Annotated in this window: 13 protein-coding genes and 1 pseudogene; all 14 read left to right on the top strand. The window is 63.0% G+C overall.

Annotated features, from left to right (window positions below):
- Nucleotides 1–93: pseudogene (locus A2J01_RS15115) on the top strand (50S ribosomal protein L31); the annotation flags it as partial.
- Between the two features lie 146 nt (nucleotides 94–239).
- Nucleotides 240–1,319, top strand: coding sequence for a peptide chain release factor 1 (gene prfA / locus A2J01_RS15110; protein WP_003941341.1), 1,080 nt, complete (start codon nucleotides 240–242; stop codon nucleotides 1,317–1,319).
- A 77-nt stretch (nucleotides 1,320–1,396) separates the two neighbouring features.
- A complete protein-coding gene (gene prmC, locus A2J01_RS15105; RefSeq protein ID WP_054186744.1) occupies nucleotides 1,397–2,329 on the top strand; it encodes a peptide chain release factor N(5)-glutamine methyltransferase in 933 nt (310 codons plus the stop codon).
- Complete coding sequence (locus tag A2J01_RS15100; RefSeq protein WP_003941345.1) at nucleotides 2,326–2,988, top strand: L-threonylcarbamoyladenylate synthase; 663 nt, start codon at nucleotides 2,326–2,328, stop codon at nucleotides 2,986–2,988. The genes prmC and A2J01_RS15100 overlap by 4 nt, the downstream gene beginning before the upstream one ends.
- A 2-nt stretch (nucleotides 2,989–2,990) precedes the next feature.
- Nucleotides 2,991–4,316 carry a serine hydroxymethyltransferase gene (gene glyA / locus A2J01_RS15095; protein ID WP_064113017.1) on the top strand — a complete coding sequence of 442 codons (1,326 nt, stop codon included), beginning with the start codon at nucleotides 2,991–2,993 and terminating at the stop codon, nucleotides 4,314–4,316.
- Nucleotides 4,313–5,500 carry a glycosyltransferase family 4 protein gene (locus tag A2J01_RS15090; RefSeq protein WP_003941359.1) on the top strand — a complete coding sequence of 396 codons (1,188 nt, stop codon included), beginning with the start codon at nucleotides 4,313–4,315 and terminating at the stop codon, nucleotides 5,498–5,500. The genes glyA and A2J01_RS15090 overlap by 4 nt, the downstream gene beginning before the upstream one ends.
- A 32-nt stretch (nucleotides 5,501–5,532) precedes the next feature.
- Nucleotides 5,533–6,003, top strand: a complete 471-nt coding sequence (locus A2J01_RS15085) for a glycine zipper family protein (protein ID WP_019749175.1) — start codon at nucleotides 5,533–5,535, stop codon at nucleotides 6,001–6,003.
- A gap of 280 nt (nucleotides 6,004–6,283) precedes the next feature.
- Entirely contained in the window at nucleotides 6,284–7,111 is an 828-nt protein-coding gene (atpB, locus tag A2J01_RS15080; protein ID WP_030537337.1) for a F0F1 ATP synthase subunit A, read from the top strand.
- A gap of 83 nt (nucleotides 7,112–7,194) precedes the next feature.
- A complete protein-coding gene (locus A2J01_RS15075; RefSeq protein ID WP_003941327.1) occupies nucleotides 7,195–7,437 on the top strand; it encodes an ATP synthase F0 subunit C in 243 nt (80 codons plus the stop codon).
- Nucleotides 7,438–7,444: 7 nt separating this feature from the next.
- Nucleotides 7,445–8,002 carry a F0F1 ATP synthase subunit B gene (locus tag A2J01_RS15070; RefSeq protein WP_019749173.1) on the top strand — a complete coding sequence of 186 codons (558 nt, stop codon included), beginning with the start codon at nucleotides 7,445–7,447 and terminating at the stop codon, nucleotides 8,000–8,002.
- A 5-nt stretch (nucleotides 8,003–8,007) separates the two neighbouring features.
- Entirely contained in the window at nucleotides 8,008–8,832 is an 825-nt protein-coding gene (locus tag A2J01_RS15065) for a F0F1 ATP synthase subunit delta (protein ID WP_064113018.1), read from the top strand.
- A gap of 62 nt (nucleotides 8,833–8,894) precedes the next feature.
- Nucleotides 8,895–10,538: a F0F1 ATP synthase subunit alpha gene (gene atpA, locus A2J01_RS15060; RefSeq protein WP_007726218.1), complete on the top strand. Its 1,644-nt coding sequence runs from the start codon at nucleotides 8,895–8,897 to the stop codon at nucleotides 10,536–10,538.
- Nucleotides 10,539–10,586: 48 nt separating this feature from the next.
- Nucleotides 10,587–11,570 (top strand): F0F1 ATP synthase subunit gamma, encoded by a 984-nt coding sequence (locus A2J01_RS15055; protein ID WP_064113016.1) that lies wholly within the window; start codon nucleotides 10,587–10,589, stop codon nucleotides 11,568–11,570.
- Nucleotides 11,571–11,573: 3 nt separating this feature from the next.
- A partial coding sequence (gene atpD / locus A2J01_RS15050) for a F0F1 ATP synthase subunit beta (RefSeq protein WP_064113015.1) occupies nucleotides 11,574–13,016 on the top strand: 1,443 nt, incomplete at its 3' end.

The raw sequence follows: 13,016 nt of genomic DNA, 5'->3' as shown, positions 1-13,016 counted from the left end.
CAGAAGATTCTCGACACCGGTGGACGCGTCGCTCGCTTCGAGGCTCGCTACGGCAAGCGCGCAGACAGCAAGGTCCCGGCCACCGAGTCCTAGCTGTTCCGCCGACGCCCGATCTGCCATGCGCAGATCGGGCGTCGGCTTTTTTGTGCCTGCACTCGGTTTGCGCGTTTCCCGGGTCCCGGCGTCGAAATACCTTCAAGCGCGCACCGTAGGAATCGAAACTCAGAGCGGAGCGAACCATGGCAGGCGCAACCCAGCCCTCGGCCATCGACGACATCTTGGCGGAGCACGCCGGTCTCGAAGCACAGATGTCCGATCCGGCGCTGCACAACGACCCTGCCGCTGCCAGGCGCGTCGGTAAGCGGTTCTCCGAGCTCTCGCCGATCATGTCGACGTACAACAAGCTCACCGCTGCGCAGGACGATCTGGAAGCCGCGCGCGAACTAGCCGCCGACGATTCCAGCTTCGCCGCCGAGATCCCCGATCTCGAAGCCGAGGTCGCGCAGCTCGAGCAGACGCTTACCGATCAGTTGGCGCCGCGTGACCCGCATGACGGCGACGACATCGTCCTCGAAGTGAAGTCCGGTGAGGGCGGCGAAGAATCCGCGCTCTTCGCCTCGGACCTGGCCCGCATGTACGTCCGCTACGCGGAACGGCATGGCTGGCGCGTCGAGATTCTCGACGCGACGGTCTCCGATCTCGGCGGATACAAGGAAGCCACGCTGTCGATCAAGAGCAAGTCGGACACCCCGGACGGAGTGTGGGCGCGGCTGAAGTTCGAGGGCGGCGTTCACCGCGTCCAGCGAGTGCCCGTCACCGAATCCCAGGGGCGCGTTCACACTTCGGCTGCCGGCGTTCTGGTCTACCCGGAGCCCGAAGAGGTCGAGCAGGTCCAGATCGACGAGAGTGACCTGCGTATCGACGTCTACCGTTCGTCCGGCAAGGGCGGTCAGGGCGTCAACACGACCGACTCTGCTGTCCGAATCACGCACCTTCCGACCGGCATCGTCGTCACCTGCCAGAACGAGCGTTCGCAGCTCCAGAACAAGGCGCGCGCCATGCAGGTCCTTGCAGCCCGTTTGCAGGTAGTCGCCGAGGAAGCCGCGGACGCTGAAGCGTCGGCAGGTCGCCAGAGTCAGGTTCGGACGGTGGACCGTTCGGAGCGCATCCGCACCTACAACTTCCCCGAGAACCGCATCACCGATCACCGCATCGGATTCAAGTCGCACAACCTCGATGCGGTGCTCGACGGTGAGCTCGACGCACTTCTCGATGCATTGGGCAAGGCGGACCGAGAGGCGCGTCTCGCGGCCGAGTAGATGCAGACCATGACTGACCTCCATCCCGCCGGGAACTCGGTGAACCGCGTGTCGGTCGAGCGTGGCAGGCTGTACCCGTGAGTCGACTTCCACTTCGTTTGGCGCTGATCGAAGCTGCAAAACAGCTCGACGCCGCAGGTGTGCCCAGCCCACGCACCGACGCCGAGTTGTTGGCATCCCACCTGCTCGGGGTCGAACGCACGCGTCTCGGGCTGATTCCGTTGGTCGATCCCGAGGTCATCGCGGCGTTCGACGAGTTGGTTGCGCAACGGGTGAAGCGGATTCCGTTGCAGCACATCATCGGAGTCGCGTCGATGGGCAACATCGACGTCGCTGTCGGGCCGGGTGTCTTCATTCCGCGGCCGGAAACCGAACTGCTCATGGGTTGGGCACTCTCGTTCCTCGAAGGTTGCGGAAGCAAGCCGCCGGTAGTTCTGGACCTGTGTACGGGATCGGGTGTACTCGCGCTGTCCATCGCCGAGGCCCGTCCGGACGCCGTCGTTCACGCCGTGGAGAAGGAGCCCGCCGCGTTGGCGTGGGCGCGTCGTAATGCTGCCGACCGCGAGGCCGCCGGTGATACACCGATCCATCTGCATCAGGGCGATGTCACCGATCGGAACCTGTTGCCAGGGCTCGAGGGCGGCGTCGATCTGGTCGTTTCCAATCCGCCGTACATCCCCGAAGGCGCGCAATTGCAGCCTGAGGTCATGGATTACGACCCGCACACCGCGTTGTTCGGTGGCGTCGACGGTCTGTCCGTCATCAAACCCATGATCAGCAACATCGCGCGGTGGCTTCGAATCGGCGGCGCGGCAGGCATCGAGCACGACGACACCAACGGGGACGGCGTCGCTGCGCTGTTCTCGGCGCGCCGGGTATTCGGCGAGGTCGCGCAGCATCCAGATCTTGCCGGTCGTCCGCGATTCGTCGTCGCCAGACGTGTCGCCACCGACGTCGAAGCACAGCGGAATCGAACGCCCGAAGCGCAGAGTGAAAGGATGGCTGAGTGAGTACCGTGTACGACTGCAGTCAGACAGATTCCCGAACCGCAGGCTTGGCCGCCGCGAAGAACGCGCTCAAGGCCGGCCGACTCGTAGTTCTCCCTACCGACACCCTTTACGGACTCGCCGCCGACGCGTTCGACAGCGAAGCTGTCACGAGTCTGTTGCGCGCGAAGGGACGCGGGCGAGACATGCCCGTCCCGGTTCTGGTCGGATCGTGGAACACCATCGACGGGCTCGTCTACAGCGTGCGCCCGCAGGCACGGGATCTGATCCGCGCATTCTGGCCCGGCGGACTGAGCCTGGTCGTCGAGCAGGCGCCTTCACTTGCCTGGGACCTCGGTGATACCCGCGGAACCGTCATGCTCCGCATGCCCCTCCACCCGGTTGCCCTCGAATTGTTGCGCGATGTCGGACCGCTTGCCGTCTCGAGCGCCAACATTTCGGGGCGTCCGCCGGCAACTACCGTCGAGGAAGCCCGAGATCAGCTCGGCGGATCTGCCAGCGTGTATCTCGACGGGGGCAAGGCCGAACACGCCGTTGCTTCCACGATCGTCGACCTGACCGGCAATTCACCGCGTATCTTGCGAGTGGGTGCCGTCTCGGCAGAATCCATCGCCGAGGTATTGGGCACCAGTCCGGAAAGTCTCGTAGAGGGAGTTTCGTAACGATGGTCGGCGCCGGCGGCGAGCGCGCGGGGGAATCCACGTATTGGGGACCGGATTTCGGTGAGCTTGCCACGGCAGACCCCGAGATCGCGGCTGTTGCGCTGGCCGAACTCGAGCGTCAGCGCGACGGACTTCAACTCATCGCGAGCGAGAACTTCACCAGCCCCTCGGTACTGGCTGCCTTGGGTTCGACCCTGAGTAACAAGTACGCCGAGGGTTATCCGGGTCGGCGTTACTACGGCGGGTGCGAGCACGTCGACGTAGCCGAGAATCTGGCGATCGATCGGGCAAAGGCGCTGTTCGGCGCCGAGCACGTCAACGTCCAACCGCATTCGGGGGCCACTGCGAATCTCGCGGTGTACGCCGCATTCGCCAAGCCCGGCGACACCGTATTGGCGATGAGTCTGCCGCACGGTGGGCATCTGACTCACGGGTCTCGCGTCAGCTTTTCTGGGCAGTGGTTCACCACCGTTCCCTATCACGTCGATTCGGCCACCGAATTGATCGACTACGACGAGGTTCGCACCCTGGCTCTGGCGCACAAGCCGAAAATCATCGTCGCCGGCGCGACCGCGTACTCCCGCACCATCGACTTCGCAGCCTTCCGCTCGATCGCAGACGAGGTCGGTGCGATCCTGTGGGTCGACGCCGCCCACTTCATCGGACTGGTGGCAGGCCGGGCGATACCTTCGTGCGTTCCGTACGCCGACGTCGTCTCCGCGACGACGCACAAAGTCCTCAGAGGCCCGCGCGGCGGAATGATCCTGTGCCGCAGCGAGCACGCCTCGGCTGTAGATCGCGCGGTGTTCCCCTTCATTCAAGGCGGCCCGATGATGCATGCGATCGCCGGGAAGGCGGTTGCCTTCAAGGAAGCGTCGACGCCGGAATATCGTTGGTATGCACAGGAAGTGGTTGCCAACGCATCGGCACTCGCGCAGTCGTTGGAAGCTCGCGGCCTGCGCACCGTGTCCGGTGGAACCGACACACATCTGGCGCTTCTCGACCTGCGCGCAAGCGGTGTCACCGGAGTCGACGCCGAGCGTAGGTGCGGACTGGCTTCGATCACGCTCAACAAGAACGCGATTCCGTTCGATCCGCAGTCGCCCGCCGTCACGTCCGGAATCCGCGTCGGGTCCGCGGCCGTGACGACCCAGGGTTTCAACCGCTCCGACATGAGCGTGGTGGGGGAGTTGATCGCGCGCGCAGTTGTCGCGGACCCCGCCACCACGTCAGGAGAGGCCGAGTTGGCAGCAGTTGCCGACGGCGTTCGCGAACTGGTCCGGGCAAAGCCTGCCTATGCCCGCCAGACGGGTGATCTCGAGCAGTGATCACTTCCTACGAGGCGACCACGTATCTGGCACAGGGTGGCGGGGGAGCGGGTGTTCCCATCCGTGAACTTTTGCTCGTGCTGTGTACGGCGGCGGTGGTGACCTACCTGGCGACTGGCGCAGTCCGGTTGTTGGCGCTGAGGTTCGGCGCTGTCGCGATTCCTCGTGATCGGGACGTTCACGTCGAGCCGATTCCGCGCCTCGGTGGCGTCGGAATGTATGTCGGCATGGCTGTCGGTCTGCTGTTCGCGCAGCAATTACCCGCGCTCACAAGAGGTTTCGGCTTCGGCAGTCCTGACGTACACGCTGCGCTCGTAGCTGGCGCCGTCATCGTCCTCGTGGGTGTGATCGACGACAGGTGGGGCCTCGACGCCCTCACCAAATTTGTCGGTCAGGTGACTGCTGCCGGCGTTCTCGTGGTGATGGGCGTCAGCTGGTTCATCATCTACAACCCGTTCGGCGGTGACGGTGGGTCCACCATCATCCTCGATCAGATTCAATCCGGACTGTTCACCGTTGCTGTTGCCGTCGCGACCATCAACGCCATGAATTTTGTCGACGGTCTCGACGGATTGGCCGCCGGTTTGGGTCTGATCGCGGCGCTCGCCATCCTCATCTTCTCGATCGGTCTTCTCCACGATCAGGGCGGCGACGCGAGTGTCTACCCGCCGGCGATGATCGCGGCGGCTTTGGCAGGCGCTTGTCTCGGTTTTCTTCCACACAACTTCAATCCAGCGCGCATTTTCATGGGCGATTCCGGGTCGATGTTGATCGGTCTCATGCTGGCCGCGATCTCCACCAGTGCATCCGGTCGTATTCCGCTGACTGCCTACGGAACCCGCGACCTCGTCGGCCTCCTCGCGCCGTTGTTGCTGGTCGGGGCTGTGATGTTCATCCCGATGCTGGACATGCTCCTGGCCGTGATCCGCCGGACGAAAGCGGGCGTCAGTCCGTTCAGTCCGGACAAGATGCACCTGCATCATCGCCTCTTGCAGATCGGACACACGCACCGACGAGTTGTGCTGGTCATCTACCTGTGGGTCAGCGTCCTGGCGTTCGGTGCCGTCGGATCCTCGCTGCTCAATCGTCAGCTGGTTGTTGTACTCGTCGCGGCCGGTTTGGTTCTTGCGTTGTTCTTCACTGCGGTGCCTTCCCTGATCGATCGCAAGCAGCAGCGTCGCTAGCCAAGTTTTCCGATCCATTACCCTTGGGCATCGTGACGAACACGCCGCAGCCTGTACCTGCCTCGCAACCCATCCCTGATTCGACCGCCGCCATGAAGTCGGCCGTGAAGTGGGGTGTGATGGGGCTGATCGCGCTGGCCGTGGTCGGCGCGCTCCTGGGCGGGCTCTTCGCCGGTAAGGAAGGCGTCTACGGCGCTTTGATCGGCGCAGCCGTCGGCGGCGGGTTCATCCTGTTCACGGCGCTGGGCGTGCTGCTCACAGCGAAGTTGCCTGCGCTCACGGCCGGTGCAGTTCTTCTCGGCACGTGGCTGCTGAAGATGATTCTCGCGATGGTTGTTCTCTTTGTCCTCTCGGACATGGATTTCTACAACAAGACCGCTCTCGTCCTGGTCATCATCATGTCGCTGGTCGTGGTGCTCGGCGCGGAGACATACGGCGTTCTCGGAACCAAAACTCCGTACGTCGATCCCACTCCCAGCAGCAACGTCGACGACGACGAGTAGTACTACAAGAGGTAACTAATCGGACTTCCAGGTACCCCATCTACACAATGTCGTAGATGACTTGATAAGGTTCGGTTCAAGCGAGAGCAATGGTGGGCCGAGTAACACTCAGCCGACGATGCCATGTGCTCGCAGGTGGTCGAAATTCTGACCACTGAGTCGACGAGAGTCGCCGACACCGACAGACGCCAGGCCCCTCTAGGGTTCTCCAGCTGCTGACGAATGCGCGAGTCGAACTTGTCGACTTGTAGATCGTCAATGTCCGATCGAACCGCAGTCAATGATGGCTGCGGACCGACTACGGGAGAGAACGCTGAGCGTCACCACCCTGGCCGCGGATGAATTCCATGCGCCGTCACTAGACGATTTTTTCCCGCCCTCCGTGTTGATTCACGCGGGCCCCTTCGAGCTCGACCGTCTGATGCTGATTCGTCTGCTGATGTCGGTGCTGGTCGCAGCCTTCTTCGTGATCGCGATGCGCAGCCCTCGATTGGTTCCCCGTGGGATGCAGAACGCCGCTGAGCTTGCGCTCGACTTCGTTCGTATCAACATCGCCGAGGAGATCCTGGGCAAGGAACAGGGCAAGCGCTTCCTGCCGGTCATCACGACAATCTTCTTCATCGTGGTCGCCAGCAACCTGGCCAGCATCATTCCTTTCCTGAACATCTCGCCGAACGCACGAATCGGTATGCCCCTGGTACTCGCGGCGCTCGCCTACATCGTGTTCAACTACGTCGGAATCAAGAAGTACGGCTTCTTCAAGTACGTCAAGAGCAGCATCGTCGTTCCCGGCGTTCCGCTGCCCCTGCACTTCTTGTTGGTGCCCATCGAGTTCATCTCGACCTTCATCCTGCGCCCGTTCACGCTGATGGTTCGTCTCATGGCCAACATGTTGGCCGGCCACATCCTGCTGGTGCTGTTCTTCAGCGCGACGAACTACTTCTTCTTCGTGTCCGGCGGATTCCAGGCGATCTTCGGCGTTCCGTCGATCATCGCCGGTATCGCATTCACGTTCTTCGAGCTGCTGGTCATCTTCCTGCAGGCTTACGTGTTCGCGTTGCTGACCGCGGTGTACATCGAACTGGCGCTCCACGCCGACGAGCACTGACCTTTTACCTCCTCACCAGCTACACCAAGAACTGAGCCTCTTGCCGAATCCGGCAGAGGTCAACAGAAAGGGAATGGAACACCATGAGCATCGCTTACCTCGCTCAGGAAGTTGTCGAGACCAAGTCGCGCGGCTACGGAGCCATCGGCTACGGCCTCGCAGCAATCGGCCCCGGCATCGGCGTGGGCATCGTTGTGGGCAAGGCAATCGAAGGCATGGTCCGCCAGCCCGAGATGGCCGGCCAGGTTCGTACCACCATGTTCCTCGGTATTGCATTCACCGAGGCCCTCGCATTGATCGGCCTTGTCGCCGGTTTCATTTTCTAAGACAGACATGGGAGCCACCTTCGCAGTGCTCGCGGCAACAGAGGAGACACACAATCCTCTCTTGCCCGAGACATACGACATCGTGTGGTCCGCGGTTGCGCTCGTCGTAGTCGGTTTTGTCTTCTGGAAGCTCGTTCTTCCGAAGTTCCAGAAGGTCTTGGCCGAACGCACCGAGCAGATCGAGGGCGGCATCAAGAAGGCCGAAGACGCACAGGCAGAGGCAGCGGCCGCGCTCGAGCAGTACCGCGCGCAGCTCGCCGAAGCTCGTACCGAGGCAGCGCAGATCCGTGAGGAAGCGCGTACCCAGGGTCAGCAGATCATCGCTGACATGAAGGTTCAGGCGCAGGACGAGAGCGACCGCATCGTGGCCGCAGGCCACAGCCAGCTCGTCGCCCAGCGTCAGCAGATCGTCGCTGAGCTCCGCTCGGATCTCGGCAAGACCGCTGTAGACCTGGCCGAGAAGGTCATCGGGGAGTCTCTCGCCGACGACGTGAAGCGCGCCGGAACGGTTGATCGTTTCCTCAACGAGCTCGACACCGTCAGCGCTGATTCAGCCAGGAAGTGAGCAACATGTACGCAGCGAGCCGTGAAGCCTTGGCGCAGACTCGTTCTGCGCTGAGCAGTGCCCTGGGCGCCGTCTCTGCAGGAGCCGCAACTGCTGCTTCTGCTCAGGCTGGGTCCGAGCTCTTCACGGTGGTCGAGGTACTCGACGGCCAGCGCGCTCTTCGCAGCGCGCTGGCTGACGCTTCGGCACCGGCCGCTGGTCGCCAGGCTTTGGCAGAGCAGTTGTTCTCCGGAAAGGTCGGCGCCGAGGCGCTCGCCACCGTGAAGGCAGCTGCAGGCCAGGACTGGTCTGCGGCCCGCGACTTGGTCAACTCGCTCGAACTGCTCGGACGCGAAGCTCTGCTCCGCGCCGCAGCCGATCAGAGCCAGTTGGACACCGTTGAGGACGAGCTCTTCCGTCTCGGTCGCATCGTGGCAGGGGATCCCAGCCTGGAGCAGACGCTCTCGGATCTGTCGGTTCCCGCAGCCCGCAAGCGTGAGTTCCTCTCCCGCTTGCTCTACGGCAAGGTCACCGCGGTCACCGAGGCACTCGCCGGACAGGCTGTCGGCCGGTTGAAGTCTGCACCCGCAGACACTTTCGATCAGCTGTCGAATCTTGCCGCAGCGCAGCGCGATACCACCGTTGCTCACGTTCGCAGCGCCTCGGCGTTGAGCTCGGAGCAGTCGGATCGCTTGGCGAGCACTCTTACCCGCACCTACGGGAAGCCGGTAGCAGTGCACGTCGAGGTCGATCCAGAACTCCTCAGCGGCTTGGTCGTCCGGGTGGGCGACGAGGTTATCGACGGCAGCGCAGCGGGTCGACTCGCAGCACTGCGGAAGAACCTCAAGTAGTCCTTCAGCCGAACACATACTCCAGATCTTTTCGAAGACCAGACACCGAGAGCAGGAAAAACATGGCGGAGCTGACGATCTCCTCCGACGAGATCCGTAGCGCGATCGACAACTACACCGCGAGCTACTCCCCGGAGGCCTCCCGTGAGGAGGTCGGCACAGTGACCGACACCAGTGACGGCATTGCGCACGTCTCTGGCCTGCCTTCGGCTATGTCCAACGAGCTGTTGGAGTTCCCCGGTGGAATCGTCGGCGTCGCGCTCAACCTGGATGCCACCGAAATCGGTGCCGTCATCCTTGGCGATTACCAGAACATTCAAGAAGGCCAGGAAGTAAAGCGCACGGGCGACGTTCTGTCGGTTCCCGTCGGCGATGCTTTCCTCGGCCGCGTCATCGACCCGCTGGGTGCGCCCATCGACGGCCTCGGCGAGATCGAGAGCACCGAGAACCGTGCACTCGAGCTCCAGGCCGCTTCGGTGCTCGAGCGCCAGCCGGTCGAAGAGCCGCTCCAGACCGGTATCAAGGCTATCGACGCCATGACCCCGATCGGCCGCGGCCAGCGCCAGCTCATCATCGGCGACCGCAAGACCGGCAAGACCGCGGTCTGCATCGACGCCATCCTGAACCAGAAGGCCAACTGGGATTCCGGCGATGTCAACAAGCAGGTGCGCTGCATCTACGTTGCCATCGGTCAGAAGGGTTCCACCATCGCGGGCGTCAAGGCTGCCCTCGAGGAGAAGGGCGCGATGGAATACACCACCATCGTTGCTGCTCCGGCATCTGATTCCGCAGGCTTCAAGTGGCTCGCACCGTACACCGGCTCGGCCATCGGCCAGCACTGGATGTACCAGGGCAAGCACGTTCTGGTCGTGTTCGACGACCTGACCAAGCAGGCAGAGGCGTACCGCGCCATCTCGCTGCTGCTGCGTCGCCCGCCGGGACGCGAGGCTTACCCCGGTGACGTCTTCTACTTGCACTCCCGTCTGCTGGAGCGTTCGGCGAAGCTGTCCGACGCACTCGGCGGTGGCTCGCTGACGGCTCTGCCGATCATCGAGACCAAGGCGAACGACGTCTCGGCTTACATCCCGACCAACGTCATCTCCATCACCGACGGTCAGGTGTTCCTCGAGTCCGACCTGTTCAACAAGGGCGTTCGCCCCGCGATCAACGTCGGTATCTCGGTCTCCCGCGTCGGTGGCGCTGCACAGACCAAGGGCATGAAGAAGGTTTCCGGTTCGCTGCGTCTGGAACTGGCTCAGTTCCGTGAGCTCGAAGCGTTCTCCGCCTTCGCTTCCGACCTCGACGCTGCCTCCAAGGCTCAGCTCGAGCGCGGCGCCCGTCTGGTCGAGCTGCTCAAGCAGGATCAGTACAGCCCGATCCCCGTCGAGGACCAGATCGTCTCGATCTACCTGGCCGGCGAAGGCATCTTCGACAGCGTTCCGATCGGCGACGTCCGTCGCTTCGAGAAGGAACTGCTCGAAGACCTCAAGCACTCGGCTGCTGGCGTCTACTCCAGCATCAACGGCGGTAAGGCACTCGATGCCGACAACGCTGCTGAGCTGATCGCCGCGACGAACAAGTTCAAGGAAGGCTTCATCGCATCCGACGGAAGCCGGGTCGTGAACGAGGCCGAGGCTGACGCTTTGGGCGCCGACGAGGTCGCGAACGAGCAGATCAACGTCAAGCGCAAGACCGTCAGCAAGTGACGTACGCGCCCATGACACTGCGAATTCCGAAGGGAGAGTGATTGATCGATGGCGAGCATTCTCGAATTGCGGTCTCGTATCAAGTCGGTCAACTCGACCAAGAAGATCACCAAGGCACAGGAACTGATCGCGACTTCGCGTATCACCAAGGCTCAGATTCGCGTCGCCGCGTCCAAGCCGTATGCCGAGGAGATCACGAAGGTACTCACCGAATTGGCGAGTGCGTCTGCTTCGCTCGATCACCCGTTGCTCAACGAGCGTCCGGAGCCCAAGCGGGCAGCGGTCCTCGTTGTCACCAGTGACCGCGGCATGTGTGGTGGCTACAACTCCAACGTCCTCAAGCAGGCAGAAGAGCTCATGGCTCTCCTCCGCAGCGAGGGCAAGGAGCCGGTCGTGTACGTGCTCGGTTCCAAGGGGCTCGGCTACTACACGTTCCGCGGCCGCGACATCGGTGCTGCGTGGACGGGCTTCTCGCAGGATCCGGGTTACTCGGATGCCGCGAAGGCCAGCCGCCACCTGGTGGAGCTGTTCATGGCTGGTTCGGGTAACCAGGTTGCCGCTCCGAACGGTGAAGGCACGATCGAGGGCGTCGACGAACTCCATATCGTCTACACCCGCTTCGTGTCGATGCTGACGCAGACTCCCGAGGTTCGCCGTATGGCTCCTCTCGAGGTCTTCGTGTCGGACGAGCGCATCGAACTCGGTGACGACATGCTGACCAACGGCCACGACGACGACCATGACAATGGCCCCGTCGCGGACTTCAGCTTCGAGCCCGAGCCCGAGAAGCTTCTCGGTGCTCTTCTCCCGAAGTACGTCAGCACTCGTATCTTCTCGTCGCTTCTCGATGCTGCGGCATCGGAGTCGGCAGCCCGTCGTACTGCCATGAAGGCCGCGACGGACAACGCAAACGAACTGGTGAACACGTTGAGCCGTCAGGCCAACCAGGCTCGCCAGGCCCAGATCACCCAGGAAATCAGCGAGATCGTCGGCGGCGCCAACGCGCTCGCCTCGAGCGCAGGAAGTGACTAGCACATGACCGCAGCAGTAACCGAAAACAACGGGGCAGGTTCGGCTTCGGCCGTAGCCGGCCGCGTCGTGCGGGTCATCGGTCCCGTCGTGGACGTTGAATTCCCGCGTGGCGCTGTTCCTGAACTGTTCAACGCCCTGAACGCCGAGATCACGCTTCCCTCGGTCGCCAAGACGCTGACGCTCGAGGTTGCACAGCACCTCGGTGACAACCTGGTCCGCACCGTCTCCATGCAGCCCACCGACGGCCTCGTCCGCGGCACTGCAGTGACCGACTTGGGCAAGCCGATCTCGGTTCCCGTCGGTGACGTCGTCAAGGGCCACGTGTTCAACGCACTGGGCGATTGCCTCGACACCCCGGGCCTCGGCCGCGACGGCGAGCAGTGGGGAATCCACCGCAAGCCACCAGCCTTCGATCAGCTCGAAGGTAAGACCGAGATCCTCGAGACCGGCATCAAGGTCATCGACCTCCTCACCCCGTACGTCAAGGGTGGAAAGATCGGCCTGTTCGGTGGCGCCGGCGTCGGCAAGACCGTTCTGATCCAGGAAATGATCACGCGTATCGCTCGCGAGTTCTCGGGCACCTCGGTGTTCGCAGGCGTCGGTGAGCGTACCCGTGAGGGCACCGACCTCCACCTGGAAATGGAAGAGATGGGCGTCCTCCAGGACACCGCCCTTGTCTTCGGCCAGATGGACGAGCCGCCCGGAACGCGTATGCGCGTCGCCCTGTCCGCACTGACGATGGCGGAGTACTTCCGCGACGTTCAGGGCCAGGACGTTCTGCTGTTCATCGACAACATCTTCCGCTTCACGCAGGCAGGCTCCGAGGTTTCCACCCTCCTCGGCCGTATGCCTTCGGCAGTGGGCTACCAGCCCACGCTGGCGGACGAGATGGGTGAGCTCCAGGAGCGCATCACCTCGACCCGTGGTCGCTCGATCACCTCGCTGCAGGCTATTTACGTGCCCGCCGACGACTACACCGACCCCGCGCCGGCTACGACGTTCGCGCACCTCGATGCCACCACCGAGCTTTCGCGCCCGATTTCGCAGATGGGTATCTACCCCGCTGTGGATCCGCTGAGCTCGACCTCCCGCATCCTGGAGCCCGGCATCGTCGGTGCCGAGCACTTCCGCGTTGCCAACGAGGTCAAGCGCATCCTGCAGAAGTACAAGGAACTGCAGGACATCATCGCCATCCTCGGTATGGACGAGCTTCAGGAAGAGGACAAGGTCCTCGTCGGCCGCGCCCGTCGTATCCAGAAGTTCCTCGGCCAGAACTTCATCGTTGCCGAGAAGTTCACCGGTGAGCCCGGCTCCGTCGTGCCGCTCCGCGACACGATCGAAGCCTTCGACCGCGTCTGCAAGGGCGAGTTCGATCACCTGCCCGAGCAGGCATTCAACAGCTGCGGTGGACTCGACGACGTCGAGGCTGCAGCCAAGAAGATGGCC

This window comes from Rhodococcus sp. EPR-134, assembly GCF_001647205.1.
In the GTDB taxonomy this organism is placed as follows: Bacteria; Actinomycetota; Actinomycetes; order Mycobacteriales; family Mycobacteriaceae; genus Rhodococcus_F; species Rhodococcus_F qingshengii.
The sequence above is the reverse complement of the archived record's forward strand: the minus strand, read 5'-3'. Positions and strand labels throughout refer to the sequence as shown.